This is a genomic window from Anaerolineales bacterium, from assembly GCA_037382465.1.
Lineage (GTDB): Bacteria > Chloroflexota > Anaerolineae > Anaerolineales > E44-bin32 > WVZH01.
This window is the reverse complement of the sequence record JARRPX010000014.1, coordinates 16321-33801: the sequence shown is the minus strand read 5'-3', so window position 1 is coordinate 33801 and position 17481 is coordinate 16321. Positions and strand designations below refer to the sequence as shown.

Annotated in this window: 17 protein-coding genes; 3 read left to right on the top strand and 14 right to left on the bottom strand. The window is 55.7% G+C overall.

Annotation, left to right across the window (positions count from 1 at the left end; all coding sequences use genetic code 11):
* Positions 1–25 precede the first annotated feature (25 nt).
* Positions 26–1282 carry a GAF domain-containing sensor histidine kinase gene (locus P8Z34_05610; GenBank protein ID MEJ2550142.1) on the top strand — a complete coding sequence of 419 codons (1257 nt, stop codon included), beginning with the start codon at positions 26–28 and terminating at the stop codon, positions 1280–1282.
* Between the two features lie 81 nt (positions 1283–1363).
* Here P8Z34_05610 and P8Z34_05605 read toward each other — a convergent pair whose 3' ends face one another.
* From P8Z34_05605 to P8Z34_05565, 9 genes are all read right to left on the bottom strand, one after another.
* Positions 1364–1627, bottom strand: coding sequence for a hypothetical protein (locus tag P8Z34_05605; GenBank protein ID MEJ2550141.1), 264 nt, complete (start codon positions 1625–1627; stop codon positions 1364–1366).
* 83 nt (positions 1628–1710) lie between these two features.
* Positions 1711–3195, bottom strand: coding sequence for an MFS transporter (locus P8Z34_05600; GenBank protein MEJ2550140.1), 1485 nt, complete (start codon positions 3193–3195; stop codon positions 1711–1713).
* Between the two features lie 94 nt (positions 3196–3289).
* A complete protein-coding gene (gene nth, locus P8Z34_05595) occupies positions 3290–3961 on the bottom strand; it encodes an endonuclease III (GenBank protein ID MEJ2550139.1) in 672 nt (223 codons plus the stop codon).
* 6 nt (positions 3962–3967) lie between these two features.
* Complete coding sequence (icd, locus tag P8Z34_05590) at positions 3968–5272, bottom strand: NADP-dependent isocitrate dehydrogenase (protein MEJ2550138.1); 1305 nt, start codon at positions 5270–5272, stop codon at positions 3968–3970.
* 191 nt (positions 5273–5463) lie between these two features.
* The gene (gene galE, locus P8Z34_05585) at positions 5464–6438 is read right to left on the bottom strand and encodes a UDP-glucose 4-epimerase GalE (GenBank protein ID MEJ2550137.1); all 975 of its coding nucleotides are present in this window, start codon (positions 6436–6438) and stop codon (positions 5464–5466) included.
* A 123-nt stretch (positions 6439–6561) separates the two neighbouring features.
* Positions 6562–8751, bottom strand: coding sequence for a UvrD-helicase domain-containing protein (locus P8Z34_05580; GenBank protein ID MEJ2550136.1), 2190 nt, complete (start codon positions 8749–8751; stop codon positions 6562–6564).
* 146 nt (positions 8752–8897) lie between these two features.
* The gene (locus P8Z34_05575; GenBank protein ID MEJ2550135.1) at positions 8898–10118 is read right to left on the bottom strand and encodes a DUF711 family protein; all 1221 of its coding nucleotides are present in this window, start codon (positions 10116–10118) and stop codon (positions 8898–8900) included.
* Positions 10115–10888, bottom strand: a complete 774-nt coding sequence (locus P8Z34_05570; protein ID MEJ2550134.1) for an RNA methyltransferase — start codon at positions 10886–10888, stop codon at positions 10115–10117. Before P8Z34_05570 ends, P8Z34_05575 begins: the two co-directional genes overlap by 4 nt.
* Complete coding sequence (locus P8Z34_05565; GenBank protein ID MEJ2550133.1) at positions 10885–11466, bottom strand: macro domain-containing protein; 582 nt, start codon at positions 11464–11466, stop codon at positions 10885–10887. Before P8Z34_05565 ends, P8Z34_05570 begins: the two co-directional genes overlap by 4 nt.
* A 473-nt stretch (positions 11467–11939) precedes the next feature.
* Between P8Z34_05565 and P8Z34_05560 the strand changes: the two genes are divergently transcribed.
* Positions 11940–12635, top strand: coding sequence for a hypothetical protein (locus tag P8Z34_05560; protein MEJ2550132.1), 696 nt, complete (start codon positions 11940–11942; stop codon positions 12633–12635).
* A 109-nt stretch (positions 12636–12744) separates the two neighbouring features.
* Here the strand turns inward: P8Z34_05560 and rplT are convergent, their stop codons facing one another.
* From rplT to P8Z34_05535, 5 genes are all read right to left on the bottom strand, one after another.
* Complete coding sequence (gene rplT, locus P8Z34_05555; GenBank protein MEJ2550131.1) at positions 12745–13092, bottom strand: 50S ribosomal protein L20; 348 nt, start codon at positions 13090–13092, stop codon at positions 12745–12747.
* A gap of 88 nt (positions 13093–13180) precedes the next feature.
* A complete protein-coding gene (locus tag P8Z34_05550; protein MEJ2550130.1) occupies positions 13181–13441 on the bottom strand; it encodes a 50S ribosomal protein L35 in 261 nt (86 codons plus the stop codon).
* An 85-nt stretch (positions 13442–13526) separates the two neighbouring features.
* Entirely contained in the window at positions 13527–14114 is a 588-nt protein-coding gene (infC, locus tag P8Z34_05545) for a translation initiation factor IF-3 (GenBank protein ID MEJ2550129.1), read from the bottom strand.
* Between the two features lie 157 nt (positions 14115–14271).
* A complete protein-coding gene (locus P8Z34_05540; protein ID MEJ2550128.1) occupies positions 14272–15195 on the bottom strand; it encodes an SdrD B-like domain-containing protein in 924 nt (307 codons plus the stop codon).
* Positions 15196–15425: 230 nt separating this feature from the next.
* Positions 15426–15995: a hypothetical protein gene (locus P8Z34_05535; GenBank protein ID MEJ2550127.1), complete on the bottom strand. Its 570-nt coding sequence runs from the start codon at positions 15993–15995 to the stop codon at positions 15426–15428.
* Positions 15996–16492: 497 nt separating this feature from the next.
* Here P8Z34_05535 and P8Z34_05530 point away from each other — a divergent pair, with 497 nt between their 5' ends.
* Positions 16493–17284 (top strand): hypothetical protein, encoded by a 792-nt coding sequence (locus P8Z34_05530; protein MEJ2550126.1) that lies wholly within the window; start codon positions 16493–16495, stop codon positions 17282–17284.
* Positions 17285–17481: the final 197 nt, after the last annotated feature.

Here is a 17481-nt window from a genome sequence, read left to right as displayed (position 1 = left end):
AACCCATCTGGCATAAACTTGAATCATGGACGAAACCGTTCCATCGTTCGATATCGAAGATCTACGCCGCATGGTGATCCGCCTCTCTCGTCTGGTCGAGATCAGCGTCACGCTAAATTCAACGCTGGATCTCGATCGACTGCTGCAGTTCATCACAGAATCCGCTGCCGACTTACTCGAAAGCGAAGAGGCTTCGATCCTTCTTGCGGATGAGAAGACGCACGAACTTTGCTTCGTCGCCGCGACCGGCTCGGATCCGAGCGAACTGCGCAAGATTCCCGTACCGCTTGAAGGATCGATCGCCGGTACGGTTTTTCGGGATGACGAGCCCTTGATCATCAACGAGGTCGAAGGTGATTCGCGGCACTTCAGCAACGTAAGTGAGACGATCGACCTCGAGGTCCGTTCGCTCATCGCGGTTCCCTTGCGCATTCGAGATAAAGTGACGGGGGTACTGGAGGCGCTCAACAAACGGCACGGGCGTTTCGATGAGATGGATCTGCAAACCCTATCCAACATCGCTTCCCAGGCCGCCGTTGCGCTCAACAACGCACACCTGGTCGAGGCACTCAAGCGCGCCTACGATGAATTGGGAGAACTCGACCGCTTGAAAAGCGATTTCATCGCCATCGCTTCGCACGAACTGCGTACGCCGTTGGGATTGATCATGGGATACGCCGCACTGCTGAAGGAGGGCACGGATACGAAAGCCTCGGAACACGCCGACGCCGTCCTGTCCTCCGCGCTGCGCATGCGCGCATTAATCGAAGCAATGACGAACATGAACATGCTGCAGGCGGGTTCGGCAGAAATGGAAACCACTGAAACGTCGTTACAGAAGATTGTTCAAACCGCACACGACGAGGTGATCGGCTTGGTCGAAACCAAAGGCCAGACGTTCACACTTCAACTGCCCGAAACGCCGATCGAAATTCTTGCCGACGAAAGGAAGCTTACCCTGGCTTTGGTCAACGTATTGAACAACTCGATGCGCTTCACGCCCGCCGATGGTCATATTCAGCTCATGTTGGAAAGAAAGGGGCGCGAAGCGTGGATCGAGGTCAACGATAACGGCATCGGCATCCCTGCGGAACAACTCGACCGGATTTTCATCGGGTTCTATCAGGTGGACGATCACATGAAACGGCGCTACGAAGGTTTAGGGCTGGGCCTGGCCATCGCCAAAGCGATCGTCGAAGCGCATCATGGTCGTATCTGGGCGGAAAGCGAGGGGGTCGGCCACGGATGTACGATCACGATGGCGCTGCCGTTGACAACGTAGGTCCATAGCTTGCCGTTCGATCTGCGCACCTCGCGGCGCTGAAGCTCCGACTTGAATTTTGAACGAATCCAGCGCAGTCAACTAATCTTCGTCCGCGAGGCGATACACAGTATCTCCGTCGCGAACGCGGTCCTTGACCTTCATCGCCACATCAGATCCCGCATCAGCTTCCGAGACGTCTTCGTGTTCGATCTGCAAGGATTTGATTTCTTGGGAAAAGTCGGTATGCGTTCCGACGAAATGCAGCTTCTCCCCGAGCTTGATTCCTTTTTCGATCTTCAAGACGGCTACATCGATCTTTCCAAAATAATGTGTCACCTTGCCGATCTTCTCTTCGTTGGACATACTCACCTTCCCTCAGGTCCTCGATCGTTTCCGATTGACGATCAACGATCGCTGTTTCGATTGTACATCCAGTTTATCTCTCGTCAAATCGTACTGCGCGACAAGCCGGTCTCGACCGGGCATCTCCGGGGCTCCGGAATTTTGATCAACGCAATGGATGAAAGCAGGAAGAGGATCGCAAAAACGGCAAACAACAAGACGTATCCAAGACCGGGGGTCTGCGGAACGGCTCGGGTTATGGAATCAGCGATGGGACCGCCGATGTACGCTCCTACGGCACCCGCGCCGGCGCCGGCCAGGTTTGCGATTCCCAGGTACCTGCCGGCTTCGTCTTTCGGAACCAGATCCGTGCCCAACGCCCAATTGGCGCTGTAAAACAAGCCGGTCCCACCGCCGATCAGGCTCGCACCAATGAACAGAACGGTCAGGTTGGGAGACAGCAAGGTGACCAGGGTTCCGACGGCCGAGATCAGACTGCTGGCGATCAATATCCGCTTGCGGCCGTAGCGGTCAGCAAGCCATCCGCTTGGAAGCGCCACGAGCAGCAAAAACAGGCCTACGACCACGATCAACTGGCTGGCCGGCACCGCAGCCTCTTCGTTGGTGAAGCCAAAACGCCCTTGCAGGAAGTAAACCGCGAAGGCCGCCAGGTTCGACGCCGGCACCAGATAAGTGAGACGATTTACGATCCACCAGAAGAATTCTTTCCGCTCCCGGATCGCCTCGCCGACTGCGATGCGTACACTGATCCATACGCCCAAACCGATGACGATCACCACGGCCGCGAGCCCGAGTACGCCCAGATACGCAAGCAGCATCGCTGCCGAAGGGATCGCCTCGAGAACCACCGCCATGCGTTTCACAAGTTCTCCGACGCCCAGGATAATGCCCGTGAAAATCACCGTCATGAAAACCAGGCGGAGAAATGGTGCCCAATCCCCTTTGCTTGGCGCAGCTTCCGATGGCTTTTCGCGCACGAACATCGCTATCAGCATACTGAGAAAGAGGATGCCACACGTTACGGCGATTCCCGTCACCAATCTTCCCGCTGCAATCAATCTTCCGACGGTAAACGCAACCAGGATGATGGGGATGGGCAATTCGAAGATGACCTTGACCGCCGAGAATCGCCCGCGATGATGCTGCGGCACGAGGTCGGGTATGAGCGCTTGCTGCGCACTGTATGCGGTGTTGGAGGAGATGGAAAGCAGCGTGGCGCTCGCGAAAAGAACCCAATAGCCCGTCATACCCTCGAGGCCGGCGGAAAAGGCGATCAGTCCCAGAAATACAAGATCCACCATCGTCCCCAAAAGGATGAACGGCCTGCGGCGTCCCCAGCGAAATGTGCTGCGGTCGGACAACATTCCCATGAATGCCTGGGAAAGAAGTGCGACCATCAAAGTCCACAGGCGGATGCTTCCCAGAAACGAACCTTTGACAGCCTCGCCGACAAAGCGCTGCACGAGCAGTGGCCCGATCAAGGGGGTAAGGGTGCTCGTGATCGTGGTCAGTCCGACCCAGTAGATATTTATGGTGAAGCAGTCATACCAACGCAGATTTTTCGTCATGACCCCCGGCGATCCTTGGGCCGCTGCAGTTGAATTCGTTCCTCCTGCTGCGCGTTGATTGATTCATTCAACCCGGGTTTCAGGCTCAACCGGTTCACTTCGCGACGAGTTGAAGATAGTACACACAGATGTCCTTCAAGACGCAGCGCTCGCATTCCGGATTTCTCGCGTGACACACCTCTCTGCCGTGCCGGATCAGATTAAGGTGCACAGCGTAGTACTGGTCCTCCGGGAAAATTTTCGCCAGGGTCCGGTGCGCTTTTGCTTCGCTCGTTCCTTCTGCTCGAATGCCGAGCCTTCCGGTGACCCGATACACGTGTGTGTCCACCGGAAAGGCAGGTTTGTCCAACGAAAAGAGCATCACGATCGATGCCGTTTTTGGACCCACGCCTTTGAAGCGGGTCAGCCAATTAAAAACCTCATCGGCAGGCCAATCACGCAGGAATTCGAGATCGAGTTCGCCGCGTTCCTGCGTGATCTGCTGCAGCACGCGTTGAATGCGGGGGCCTTTCTGATTCGCCAGCCCTGCAGTGCGAATGGCTGCAATCACCAAATCGGGATCGGCATCCCGCACCGCTTCCCAAGTGGGAAAAGCAGCCTGTAGCGATGCGAAAGCACGGTCGCGATTGACATCGTTTGTGTTCTGGGAAAGGATCGTGGAAACCAATTCGTCCAAAGCTGGCAATGGATTGCGCCATTCGGGCTGGCCGTACGCATCCAGGAGACGTTGGCATACCTCCAACGCGCGCGCTTTGATCGACTCCATGGTTGTTTAATTCCCCATGTGCTCGATCACCGCACTGCCGAATTCGGAGCACTTCAACTTCGTCGCACCCGACATGAGACGATGGAAATCGTAGGTCACGGTCTTGGCCGCGATAGCGCCTTGCATGCCGCGCACGATACAGTCCGCAGCTTCGTTCCAACCCATATAACGCAGCATCATTTCGCCGCTGAGGATCACCGACCCCGGATTGACCTGGTCCAGGTTTGCATATTTCGGGGCAGTACCGTGGGTGGCCTCGAAGATCGCGTGGCCGCTTTCGTAGTTGATATTGCCGCCCGGGGCGATGCCGATTCCACCGACCTGCGCCGCAAGGGCATCTGAAAGGTAGTCGCCGTTGAGGTTCATCGTTGCGATCACGTCGAATTCACGCGCGCGGGTGATGGTTTGCTGAAAGGCAATGTCGGCGATGGCGTCCTTGACGAGCATACGTCCCGCGTCCAGGGCCGCCTTCTGTTCCGCGTTTGCTGCCTCTTCCCCCTTTTCCGCTTTGGTGCGATCCCACTGCGACCAGGTATACACGCTGTCGCTGAATTCCCGCTCCGCCAGTGCGTATCCCCAACTGCGGAACGCCCCTTCCGTGAACTTCATGATATTACCCTTGTGCACCAGGGTCACCGAACGTCGTTCGTTGTCCAGCGCATAACGGATGGCCGCGCGGACCAGCCGCTCGCTGCCCTGCCTGGAAACGGGTTTCAGACCGATGCCGGAGGTTTCCGGGAAACGCATCTTGGCGTACTCCTCGGGAAAGTTTTCCTTGAGCAGTTTTTTGAACGCTTTATTTTCTGCGCTGCCCTGTTCGAATTCGATTCCGGTGTAGATGTCCTCCGTGTTCTCGCGGAAGATGACCATGTCGACGAACTGTGGGTTCTTGACCGGTGAGGGGACTCCTTCGAAATACCGCACCGGACGCAGGCATACGTAGAGATCGAGGGCCTTGCGCAGCGCCACGTTGAGCGAGCGAATGCCGCCGCCGACGGGCGTAGTCAACGGGCCTTTGATCCCCACGAGAAATTCGTCGAAAGCTTTCACCGTCTCCTGTGGAAGCCATTCGCCGTATTGATCGTAGGCTTTTCCGCCGGCGAAGACTTCCATCCAGGCGATGCGGCGCTCACCGCCGTAAGCCTTTTCCACAGCGGCGTCCAGGACACGCACCGAGGCGCGCCAGATATCCGGGCCGGGTCCGTCGCCCTCAATGAAGGGCAGAATTGGATTATTGGGCACATCGAGTACACCATTGGATATGGAGATCTTCGCTCCATCATTGGGAACTTTGAATAACTCATAGGTCATGGAAAAATTACTCCTCGAAAGATTTGGATATGGGTATTCGGGCGATTATAGCACGGGGTTGCGGCATGGCCGCAGATCATCCAGCGAAACGGGCTTTGTGCGGCATGAGCGTGTAAAAATCATCGCACGCCGCTTGAACGTACGGCAGTTCAGAATTCTTGTGCCATCCCGTTCTCCCACACGCGCTCATCTCAGGCGTATCCCTGGGGATGCGTTCGATGCCACTCCCAGGCGCTGGCGATGATCTGCTCCAGTTCGGTGAACTGTGGTTTCCATCCCAATTCGCGCACGATCTTATCGGCACAAGCCACAAGGCGCGGTGCATCACCGGGTCGGCGGGGTGATTCCACGGCTGGAATCGGATGACTCGTCACCTGGCGAGCGGTCTCGATCACCTCCCGCACCGAATATCCCGCGCCGTTGCCCAGGTTATAGATCAAACGATCGTGGTCTTGAAGTGCGTCGAGCGCCAGTATGTGGGCGCCAATCAAGTCCAGGATATGGATGTAATCGCGGATCGCCGTTCCGTCCGGTGTGGGGTAATCGCTGCCGTAGATTTGGGCTTCTTTACGCTGCCCGAGTGCGACTTGAAGCACGAGCGGGATGAGATGGGATTCGGGCTGGTGCGCCTCCCCTCGCTCGGGCAGCGCGCCGGCGGCGTTGAAGTAGCGCAGCGCACTGTAGTGCAGGCCGTGGATGCGGCGGTACCATTCCAGTGTCTGCTCGATCATCAGCTTGGTCTGACCATAGGCGTTGACCGGTCCGATGGCGGAATCTTCCAAAAGCGGTTCGTCGCTGGAGGCGTAAACGGCGGCCGTGGAGGAAAGCACGAAACGCCGCACGCCGGCCTTGAAACAGGCGTCGATGAGATCGATCGACAGCGAAACGTTGTTGTAGAAAAATTTTCCCGGAAATCGCATGCTTTCCCCGGCTTCGATGAAGGCGGCGAAATGCATCACGGCGTCGTAATTTTCAGCCGACAATTCGGTGTCCAGCCTATCCCGATCCGCCAGGTCGGCGTGGACAAAACGCGCGCTCTCAGGGACCGCCGCGCGGTATCCCTTTACGAGCGAGTCGTACACCGTGACCTGATGGCCGTTCTCCAGCAATATCTGAGCCGCAGCCGATCCGATGTAGCCGGCGCCGCCCGTGAGGAATATGTTCATCTTCATCAACCTGATTTTGGATATCTTACCGGCGATATTATAACGGCATTTCAGCCGTTGCTGGCGGGCGTCCGTACTGCCTCGCGATATTCTATGCTCACAGCAGGGAATTACCGCATCCGATCATTCCGCCAGGATTTTCAGATTGGCCAACGAAGCGACCAGGTGCTTCGTCTCACCGTCGTCGAAAACGATGGTCACCTCCTCGTCATCGAATTCGATTTCCGTGGACAGAACGATCCCTTCTCCAAATCGGGGGTGTACGACGCGCATGCCTGCCTGATAGCGCGCTTGAGTCCGAGGCGGTGCCGCATCTTCCCAACGAGTCTGGCGTTGAAAAGAAACTTGATCCCAGGCATGTCGATTGGGGTGAATCCCATCGAGTCGATCGGGGGGGAGATCGTCGAGAAACGGCGAAGCATCGCTGAGCGTGGAAACGCCGGCCTGACGACGTCGGAAGGCGCGCAGCAGAAAAAGTCGATCCTGGGCTCGCGTGATGCCTACGTAAAAGAGCCGGCGCTCCTCTGCCATCGCCTCCGGATCGTTGAAGGATCGCTGGTGGGGCAGCACCCCATTGTCCAGTCCAATGATGAACACGACGGGAAATTCGAGTCCCTTGGCGGCGTGCAGCGTGAGCAGCGTAGGGGCGTTCAACCCTTCCGTCAGAGTGTCTTGATCCGAGACCAGGGCAACGTGTTCGAGGAAGGTGGTCAATCCCATTTGTGCGAATTCCTGCGCTGCAGCACGCAACTCCAGGACATTCGCCCAGCGCTCATCTCCCTCTTCCGTGCCATCATCGATGAAGTCCCGATATCCGGTATCTTGCAACACTCGATCGATCAAGGCATCGATGCCCAGCTTATCGCGCTGCTCGAGCCAGCCCTTTAACATTCTTCCGAATTCAGACAGGGCCTGCCTCGTACGCCCCGAAAAAGCCGCTTCCGCCTCAGGCATGGTCTGGTCTGCCAAAGCCAAGATGATCTCACACGGGGTAAGATGCTGAGTCTCGGCCGTTTCGAGCAACGTTTCGATGGTCCTCGCCCCGATGCCGCGGGGCGGAACGTTGATCACTCGCAGCAGCGCGACCTGATCGCGCGGATTGTGGATCAAACGCAGATAGGCGACGACGTCCTTGATTTCCCGCCGGCCGTAGAACCGCTGGGCGCCGACGAGCCGGTAGGCAAGCCCGGCCTTCAGAAACGCCTCTTCCAGCACCCGGGATTGTGCGTTCGTGCGATACATCACAGCGCAATCCCCGGGTTCGATATCTTCCAACAACGTCAAACCGGCGATGGTTTCTACGATGTAGCTTGCCTCGTCGTTTTCATCATACGCTTCATGCAGCGTGATCTTCGCCCCCTCTCCCCGGTCGGTGAAAAGGCGCTTGGGCTGACGATTGGGATTGCGATCGATGACCGCCATCGCTGCGTCGAGTATGGTCTGCGTCGAGCGGTAGTTCTGCTCCAGCAGGATGACTTGGGCATCGGGGTAATCCTTGCGAAAACGATTCACGTTGCGGTAATCCGCACCACGCCAGCGGTAGATGGACTGGTCGGGATCGCCGACGACGAAGAGGTCCGGCCGGTCTCCCGCGAGGAGGCGCAGGAGCACATACTGGGCGGTGTTCGTATCCTGGAATTCGTCGACCAGAATGTGTTGGTAGCGCTGCTGGTAATGCAGGCGCAGGTCATCGTTTCCGCGCAGCAGCAGCACGGCGAATAGCAGTAAATCGTCGAAATCGAGTGCATTGTTGACGCGCAGCTGTTCCTGATAACGCTCATAGACCCGCCGCGTGACCTCCGCATTGTAACTGTCGGCCGAAAAATCTTCGAGCTCGATAAGTTCGTTCTTCGCCCGCGAGATGCTGCTGAGGATCTTTCGCGGGGAGATCTGCTTGGGATCGATGTTTAGTTCCTTGAAGGCGTTGCGGATCAGAGCCTGCTGGTCGGCGTCATCGTAAATCACGTAGTCCCGCGTGAAGGGCAAACGGTCCGCTTCGCGGCGCAGCATGCGAGCGCACAGGGAATGGAAGGTCCCCAGACTGACGCCCGTTTGCACGGCGCCGCGTTTGCTGCTGGATTCATCGAGCAGCTGCGCCACGCGCTTCGCCATTTCGCGCGCCGCCTTGTTGGTGAAAGTCACAGCCATGATGTGGCCCGGTGATACACCGACGTGGCTAACGAGATAAGCGATGCGATGCGTCAATACGCGCGTCTTCCCCGAGCCAGGCCCCGCCAGGACAAGAACCGGGCCCTGATCTGCAGTGACCGCTTGACGCTGTTGCGAGTTTAATGTTTCCAGGAGTTTCATCATTCAACAGATCAGGATAACGACGTAGTGGGGGATTGAAGAAACCAGGGATCACGATCTGTGTCTCCCTGGCTTCGAATCCAAATTAACACTCGTGAAGAAAGATACCACATTCTAACGAACCCTCGGACGATCGACAAGAGCAAGGCTCACGAAAGGTGAGGTCCCAGATAAAGCACCTCCGGACCGGCGAGCAACCCCTCCAACGGCCTGGCCGCCAGATTCATCACCCGGCTGTCGGCGAAGTAGGGAAAGTCGAAGTGGATTTCGTCGCCCGGCTGGCTTTCGGGAATGGGCATGAGCCGGGCCGTGAGCGGCTTGTTGTGCCGCAACGAGACCGCCCCGATGTCGAGCAAAACGGCCGTCATGGCTTCCGCCGTAACGTCGCCCGGAAGCGGTATGGTGTCCAATCCTGTGCCGCACAGCGTGGCATAAAGCAGCAAGGCATTGACGCTGAGCGCCTTTTTCGCCGCAGACCCCGCCAGGACATAATCCTCCAACACCGGCATGAACATGCCGCAGAAGCCTGTACGAACGAATTGCGCCCGGTCCAGACAGTCGGCCAGAAAAGCCACGCCTGCAGCCGTGCCGCTCAAGCCAACCGTGGGAATGCCCAGAGCCTCGAGTGCACTCCCGATCGAGCGGGCCTCCTCGGGGTACGGCGCCATGGAAAAATCGATTCCCAGGAATTGTGTTTCGTGTTTAACGGCCGCTCTCTGGGCGATACTTTGTATCGAGGCGGCGTGCGTTTCGATCGCGCCGACAAGACGCCGGCGGGCATGGGACAAGGAACGGGCTTCTTTTAAGGATTCCACTGCCAGATCGGCCGCCTCGGTGGCGATGGCGACGGTCATGTTTCCACCCCGATGGTACGCGGCCGGGAAGAACGGAGTCCCGGGCGCAACGTTGGCCAAGGCGGCAAAACGTAAATTCGAGAAACCGTCGTCTGTCAACAGCGATGTCTCCTGTATGGCACGCGCGCACGCTCGCGCGGCGGGGAGGGAAACGCCGTTTTCAGGATCGGCAAACAAACCCGATGCGAAGACGATTTCCGTCGCACCGAGCACGTTGGGGATGAAGGCGTAGCCGTCGAGTTCATCCGGCAGCGCCGGTCCGATCGAAGCATAATCGATGGCGTTGACAAAACTCTCGGCTTCCAGTTGGCGGGCAAAGTTGGCGCGCTCACCCGGTGGAACAGGCTGTTCCATCTCTGCCGGTGGAGGCGCGGCGATGCGCAGCGTTTGTACCTCGTAGCCAGAATCTTGCAGCATCTCTTTGCAGGTCTGCAGGCAGGCTGCGATGGTTTCGATCCGTTTGGGTTCGACCGGATAGCCGGGATCCAAAAAGCCCGTCAGGGCGCGTATTTTCATCTTACTCCTCGCTGACGTATGATTTCGTAGAGAATGACGGCCGTCGTAACGGCCGCATTTAACGATTCCGTCTTACCCGGCATGGGAACGCGGACTCGATGCGCGGCGATCTTTTCGACAGCCGGCTGCACCCCGTTCGCTTCCGATCCGATGATCAATCCCGCCGGCTCCCGCCAATCCACCTCGAGGTACGAACGCTGCGCACGGACATCTGCCATGTATAGCTGCAGGCCTGCCATATATTGCGCTAATTCTTCGACGGATGAGCGCACGATGGGCAGGTGAAAATGAGCGCCCATGGCGCTTCGCACCACTTTCGGATTGTAGGCATCGACCGTGCCTTCAGTCAGCAGTACGGCATCCACACCAGTTGCGAGTGCCGTGCGCAATATCGTGCCCAGATTGCCCGGATCCGTAATGCGATCGAGTATCAATGCCAGGTTGACGTCCCTGGGAATCGGACGCTCCGGAATCGACAGGACGGCCAGGATTCCCTGCGGTGCAACGGTATCCGAGCAGGCCGACATGATTTCATCCGAGACGGCGAAAATCTCCGCGCCCAGGCGCTGCATGTTGTGGATCAAACCGCGCCCGTTCTCGTCGAGATGATCCGTGTGAAACGCCGCCCGGATAGGCGCTTGCGCTGAAATTGCCTCGCTTATCAGACGCGTACCTTCGATGATAAAAACCCCTTCCTTTTCGCGGATCCCGCGGTGATTTTGAAGCCGGCGCAGCAGTTTCACGCGCGGGTTGTTGATGGAAGTGATCATGGCTCCACGACGCTGTTCGGCCAACGTGAGGCGAATGCCGCGATAAACACGCGCACAGTGGGGGCGTCGATCAGGATTATGCGTATGTCTTTCAAAGACGCGTCCGGATGTTCGGCACAGAAATCGGCAATGGCGTCCAAGATCACATCCGCAGCGCGCGCCTTCGGGAATCCGAATATGCCGGTGGAGATGGCCGGCAATGCTACATTCTTGAATCCCCGTCGATCTGCCAGGGATAATGCAGCCCTGACCGCGGTTCGCAGTTTGGCGTCCTCGTCGCCTTCCCCCCATCTGGGTCCGACGGCATGGACTACATATCGACAGGGCAGCGATCCGGCTCCCGTCAGCGCCGGCCGAGCGTGGGAAACAGGACCATGTTCTCGCACCCAGCCATCGCTTTCTTCCTGGATACTCCTTCCCCCTCTGCGAACGATTGCGGCCGCCAAACCACCCGCGTGGAGAAGGTGAGCATTGGCAGCGTTGACAATGGCGTCTACCTTCTCCTCGGTCAGGTCTCCGTAGAAAAGACTCAGGGTCTGGCCCGTGGGAAATTCGTGCTCGGCGACCAAATCGGACATAGACTTCTTCCTCGACATTAATTCTCATTGATTGTAGCATCAGAATTAACAACACATGAGTTTCTCTTGAGATTAACAACTTCGAACATGATGCGTTATGAATTTCATTCTGGGTTATTGTATGCTGGTGGTGGATTGCAAAGTCAAAAGCCGCTGATCATCCCTCCACAAAGACAGCTGAAGCGGTTCACTTCACAACATCCAAGCAGGTCTTGTATTTCGTGTCACAAATCGATTTTCGGTGACGTGTCAGATATGAGCATACATACGAATTTACCTTGCGGGGACGAAGGCGATCATCCGATTGGTGGGAAAGGATGTGGAAAATGCGCGCCAACCAGTTAAACGATCGTTGTGGAGTGATGGCAAAGGGCTTTACGATCGGTATTGTATGTGTTCTGATCGCTTCCTGTGGCTTGATGGGTTGGGGGGAGTCCCTCGAACAGGAAGCGGACGAACAGAACACTGGAGATGTGCTCGAAGAAGACTTGTATCTTGGAGAAGCCGACTCGGAAGAAGATATGAGTCTGGATGAGATCGATATCAGCAGTGATGATGAGATTGGATCGGGTTTGATCACAGGCCCCGGTGAGTCTTGTCCGGACTATTCGAGGTATTACAACCTCTGGTACGATCATACCTGTGTTCTCAAGATGAGCACAGCCTCGGAGGAACTCTACCTTGAGGAAACATCGGATTTCAAGCCATTTGTCCTGCTCATCAAAGATGATGGAGAAGTGGAGGCCGAGCTCGATCAAGAGATATCGTTAACAATGTCGGGGCGGCTCAATAGTAACAACTCCTCCTGCCCGATCACAAATTACAAAGGGATTTATTCCATCCGAGCCGAAATTTCGGGGAGCTGTCAAAATGAGGCCGTATATCTGCACGTGAAATTGGAGAGGTTCAATTTTAATCTGACAGGCGATTGCCAATTATCGAGTGGTTTCGCGTTGCCACGTCCGAGTTCCGCTCCCGAGATCGATCATGTTTTCGTGCACCGCGAAAGTGGCGATGCGTATGTTCTGAACGTCCCAGAAGGTGGCGCACTGGCGGACATCCCGGGTGTTCTCAATTGCACATACATCTTTGTACTTCAGCCGGCAGGTCTGGACGAGCCCGATTTGGAAGAATTGGAACTGGTCCCGCTCGTGCCAATTGAAGAATAAACGTTATTTAGAAAATTAAATCGGGTCAAGAGCAATCGAGGGGGATTGAAATTTTAAACGAACAGCAGGACGCCGATGCGTCCTGCTGCATTTGTTCTCGAATTTGAATTTATTTTGACGCGGCTTCAACGATCGATGTAAACGCATTGGGATCGCGCACGGCCAAATCTGCGAGCATCTTTCGATTGAGGCGAATTTCGCGCTGCTTCATGTCATGGATCAAACGGCTGTAGGTCGTGCCGTTTTGTCGTGCGGCGGCATTGATGCGTGCGATCCAGAGGCGGCGCAAATCGCGCTTCCTTGTGCGACGGTCGCGATAGGCATACCACAGGCTCTTGAGCATTGCCTCGTTTGCGCGTCGAAATAGGTTGTTGCGTGTGCCGTACATCCCCTGGGTGAGATTGAGTACTTTCTTGTGCCGGCGGCGTGTGACGATGCCGCCCTTAACTCTGGTCATGGTCTTCGCTCCTGCGAACCCCTGGGCGCCGATGCGGAGAACTGCATCCGTTTGGTACGCCCAACGGCCGCAACTCAGTTACCCGCGGTTACGATGATTGTCCCGTTCGAGCGTTCGGGTTGGCCTTGTATTTACTCAGATACGGGGCCAAACGACGAACCCGTTTCGAGAGTTTCTTGCTTTTGACCGGCACCATTTTGGAAAACATGCGCTTGGTCCGCTTTGGCGTATTGCGGCGCAGATGGCCTTTACCGCTGACCGTGCGAACGATTTTCCCTTTGCTGGTCTGGCGGAACCGCTTGGCGGTCGCCTTGTGCGTCTTGAGTTTGAATTTACCCTTCCGTCCCACTGTACCTCTCCTTCGAGACAGCCCCGCGGACGACGTTCAGTCCGCGGGGTAGAATTTCCATCGGTTGTCGAGAATTCTACTGCGCTTACTTGCTCTTCAGCGGCGCCAACATCATCAGCATCGTACGGCCTTCCATGTCGGGCATCATTTCGATCGTGCTGACATCGGAAAGCTCCTCGGCAATCTGCTTCAAGTCTTCGATCGCGATTTCGGGGTAGGTGATTTCCCGGCCGCGAAATCGAATGCGGACTCTCACTTTCTTGCCTTCGGACAACCAGCGCCTTGCGTTGCGCACTTTAAAGCCGCGATGATGCGGGGATGTCTTTGGGCGCAGTCGAATTTCCTTGATTTCTACCTTGGTTTGTGCCTTACGCGCTTCACGATCCTTTTTCGATTTTTCGTAAAGGAATTTCCCGTAATTAAGAACACGACAGACGGGCGGTTCGGCGTTCGGTGCAACTTCAACCAAGTCGAGATCGGCTTCCCTGGCAATATCGAGCGCTTCACGAATGGAAACGACGCCAACGTTCTTGCCATCGGGACCGATGAGACGTACTTCACGCGCGCGAATGTGTTCGTTAATTCGAAATTCTGATGCGCTGATGTTGTGTTCCTCCGATTCCTGCATCAGAGCCGCCCTGCGCACGAGCGGCTCACTGGATTTTCGGATCATACCACGAGAAAGGGGAAATCGTCAAATCCGAATTGGTTTTTCTGCGTTCATACAGCGTCTATCGAATTGAGAGTCGGCTCATAAATTACAGAAAAGGAAGGAAGCGCCTTCTGTTCGGCGCTTCCTTCGTTTATTTCAGATCACTAAATCGTGGGGTTTAATTGAAAAACTGCCATGCAAATCCGAAGTTGACGTTGGTCATGTTTTCGCCTTCGGTAATGGTGACGGTTTGATAAAATCCATCCGCCCCACGCTGCGGGTAAGTCGGTCCACCGGGGAGGAGAATAACGTCATTGCCATCCGTCAATGCACTGTAGGACACACAGTATGTGCCGGCCAGCAAACCGTTGAAGCTGTAAACCCCGTTCGCATTCGTAACTGCGGTGGCCAGCCCCGTCGATGGGCAGGCGCCACTGCCGATGTGCAAAGTGACACCGGACCATCCGGTCTCAAAGGCGTCGTAAACCTGATTGGGACCAAACTCACCAATGTCTGGGTCACCCCAGGAAACACAGCCCTGTCCCAGCACGACGGGTTCACCTGCTTCCCCGCCGGTGAACTTGCAGATATCATGCCAGAGGACTCCGCCGATCGAACCCAACACGGGGGTGGGCGTTGGAGGTGAGGCAATGATCTTTATCATGGCCGGATCGAAATTGATCGAAACGATCGAAGCGGATATCCAGCAAGGCCGGGAACGATCTGGTAGTTGCGCCACGTACCAGCTGTTGTCGCTCGCCCTGCCGACGACCGGCGCCGATTGCCCGTTGAGCAAATACCCATACTCGTCGAATATTACGTTCGGGCCGGTGCGGCAATTCGCGTTGACCTTGGCCGTCAACGTCGGCGGTTCGTCGGTCGGTTCGAGTGTTGCGGTGGAAGTCGGTAAACGTAACTGCTCTTCTTCGGTCGGTGTCTGGCGCGGGTTTGACCCGTCTTGTCTTTCGCGCGTCGGAGTCGCCGTCGGCGCATCTCCGGTTTCCTCCTCAATCGTCTGAAATCCGGGAAAATCACAAGCCGCCAGAATCAGCGACACGACGGCAATAGCGATGAACAACGATCGTCGGTTGCGAGTAAGCATTAATTATCCCTTTCCTGCAGGCTACGTCAGAAATCGAAACAATCGTCGGATCTCAAATTCGTTTCCAATCCTGGAACGACTCCGGCGAGGGATTTGTGACGCGCGGATTCTACAACATCGGCGATGGCAATCCGTCAGCACATGAAAACCCAGCAAAAACCGGAGCCCCTCGAACATCTGGTGATCGAATTTTTCGGCAGAGCTTCGATTTCAATCCGATCGGATCTTGGCTAGGAATCCTTGGTCAAGGTCAGATCGCCCACAGCAGAGTCTCCCGTCGTAAAAGCGACGATGTACTCGAGAGAAATTTCCTCCGGAGTAACCGTTCCTACCGCAGAGACTTTATCGATCCTCTCATCGGGCACCGATTCGCCTACGATGACGACCTCGCCGTATTCCGTGATGGTGATGGTCAAATCGCCGAACAGCGGGTCGCCGGGGATGGTGAAGACGGCGCCCTCGGCGTCGAAATTGCCGCTGTAGATAACCGGATCGGGATCGGAAGCGCCGAAGACGGAACCGTCCAGATCCAGGCTGATGGTCAACGTGCCCTCTTCATCGGCGCTTACCGTTGCACTAACGGCTCCGGATGAACCAAAGGTTATGTTGTGCCACTCACCACTCCAGCTTCCCAGATATGCCTGGAGAGCCTGGAAGACGGGGTCTTCCGTTGGCGTCGGTGGCACTTCCACTATCGGCTCAGGCGCAGTCGTGGCCGTCGCTTCCGGCGTCTCATTTCTGCCACACGCCCCGAGCAGCAAAGTCATAAGCAGAACCAGGATGGATATGTGCTTTCTCATCTTTTACTCCTATGGTTGATCGATGTTCAAGATTCGATGTTGACGGCTCAAATGAGGCTGGATGACAACGTATCGAAAAAGTTGACTTATATTATCGAGATTTTCTTCGTATGCAAGTCGATCAAGCTCTCCTTCTTAGTGATGGCGACGGGGGACTTTCTAAATCTCGGATTGGATGCGTTTGGAAGAGAGTTTTTTGAAGGCCAAGTACAGTAACGCGCCAGTCGAACATTCGAGTTTTAGATCTCCGCAGCTTTAACGGTGAATATGGAACGTGCGAGAAAGCCAAGAACTCTGGCAGACGCTTGCACGTACTCTTGGAATCGTAAATAATAGTAGGGTGCGATTGGGTATAACGAGCTGGGAAAGTCGATGATGCATGTATCCGGGGGATCTGTGTATGCCTGCAAGGTCCACGACACCATTCGAGGCAGATTCCATTTTTACCATTCGATGTTTATTCCCCCGATTCCAACACGACAGTAACGAGAAGCAGCATGCGATTGCATCGAGAAATCATCCTGGCATTCATTGCCATCCTACTCATTACAGGTATTTACCTGGGATTTGCCTCGCACCCTTATCTCCCCGCTTCAAGTGACCCGACGGGGCACAGCATGGGCATCACAGGATTTCTCCTCCTACTGGCGACAGAGACGTTGTACTCGATTCGCAAGCGCTCGCGTCGTGTGCAGTGGGGTCAAATGCAAACTTGGCTTCGAATCCATATTTTCACTGGCATCGTTGGACCGTACTTGATCTTGCTCCATAGCGCATTTCATTTTCATGGCTTGGCCGGCATTGTGGCCTTGATGACGGGCATCTTGGTCTTCAGTGGATTTATTGGGAGATATATCTACACTGCGGTACCTCGGACGCCACAAGGAAATGTGGTGACACTTGAAGAGCTGAAGCAAGCACTCGATGATGCTGAAAAAGAATTGCAGAAACAAGACCATGAAGCAGTATCGGCCTTGCCTCAGAATCTTGAAAAGATTTCAGGTGGGATTGGTACGGTTTTAGGTCGGACGTATTTACACTGGCGTGCTAATTCGGCATGGCGCAGTGGATTGCGAAAAGCCGACGATAAAACACGCGAGCAGTTACGCCAAGTTGATTCCTTACGCCAGCATAGAAACGATCTATTTATTCAGATACGTACTTATGAAATCGCACCGCGATTGCTTTCTCTTTGGCGCAGCGTTCACATCCCACTCGGGATTTCACTTTTCGTCGCATCATTCGTGCACATCGGAGCAGCTCTGTATTACGTTGTTTTGGCGCGGTGACGGTCGATGAAAATTACGAACGTTATGAAAAGAATTCTCGGCATTCTAACCCGGAAGGAAGCTCTGGCAGCGCTCCTTCCCAGCGCTGCCATTTTAGGCGCCTCCATAATATCTGGCGGCGCAATGTTCAGTCCAGGTGATCTAAACGATTCGGAAAGCAATCTGCCGAAAGGCGGAGTCCGCAGCCACGCCGATCT

What these genes read in the sequence shown, in the direction of transcription:
- P8Z34_05610 (MEJ2550142.1), top strand. Translation starts at nt 26, where the DNA reads ATGGACGAAACCGTTCCATCGTTCGATATCGAAGATCTACGCCGCATG.
- P8Z34_05605 (MEJ2550141.1), bottom strand. Translation starts at nt 1,627, where the DNA reads ATGTCCAACGAAGAGAAGATCGGCAAGGTGACACATTATTTTGGAAAG.
- P8Z34_05600 (MEJ2550140.1), bottom strand. Translation starts at nt 3,195, where the DNA reads ATGACGAAAAATCTGCGTTGGTATGACTGCTTCACCATAAATATCTAC.
- nth (MEJ2550139.1), bottom strand. Translation starts at nt 3,961, where the DNA reads ATGGAGTCGATCAAAGCGCGCGCGTTGGAGGTATGCCAACGTCTCCTG.
- icd (MEJ2550138.1), bottom strand. Translation starts at nt 5,272, where the DNA reads ATGACCTATGAGTTATTCAAAGTTCCCAATGATGGAGCGAAGATCTCC.
- galE (MEJ2550137.1), bottom strand. Translation starts at nt 6,438, where the DNA reads ATGAACATATTCCTCACGGGCGGCGCCGGCTACATCGGATCGGCTGCG.
- P8Z34_05580 (MEJ2550136.1), bottom strand. Translation starts at nt 8,751, where the DNA reads ATGATGAAACTCCTGGAAACATTAAACTCGCAACAGCGTCAAGCGGTC.
- P8Z34_05575 (MEJ2550135.1), bottom strand. Translation starts at nt 10,118, where the DNA reads ATGAAAATACGCGCCCTGACGGGCTTTTTGGATCCCGGCTATCCGGTC.
- P8Z34_05570 (MEJ2550134.1), bottom strand. Translation starts at nt 10,888, where the DNA reads ATGATCACTTCCATCAACAACCCGCGCGTGAAACTGCTGCGCCGGCTT.
- P8Z34_05565 (MEJ2550133.1), bottom strand. Translation starts at nt 11,466, where the DNA reads ATGTCCGATTTGGTCGCCGAGCACGAATTTCCCACGGGCCAGACCCTG.
- rplT (MEJ2550131.1), bottom strand. Translation starts at nt 13,092, where the DNA reads ATGACCAGAGTTAAGGGCGGCATCGTCACACGCCGCCGGCACAAGAAA.
- infC (MEJ2550129.1), bottom strand. Translation starts at nt 14,114, where the DNA reads ATGATCCGAAAATCCAGTGAGCCGCTCGTGCGCAGGGCGGCTCTGATG.
- P8Z34_05540 (MEJ2550128.1), bottom strand. Translation starts at nt 15,195, where the DNA reads ATGCTTACTCGCAACCGACGATCGTTGTTCATCGCTATTGCCGTCGTG.
- P8Z34_05535 (MEJ2550127.1), bottom strand. Translation starts at nt 15,995, where the DNA reads ATGAGAAAGCACATATCCATCCTGGTTCTGCTTATGACTTTGCTGCTC.
- P8Z34_05530 (MEJ2550126.1), top strand. Translation starts at nt 16,493, where the DNA reads ATGCGATTGCATCGAGAAATCATCCTGGCATTCATTGCCATCCTACTC.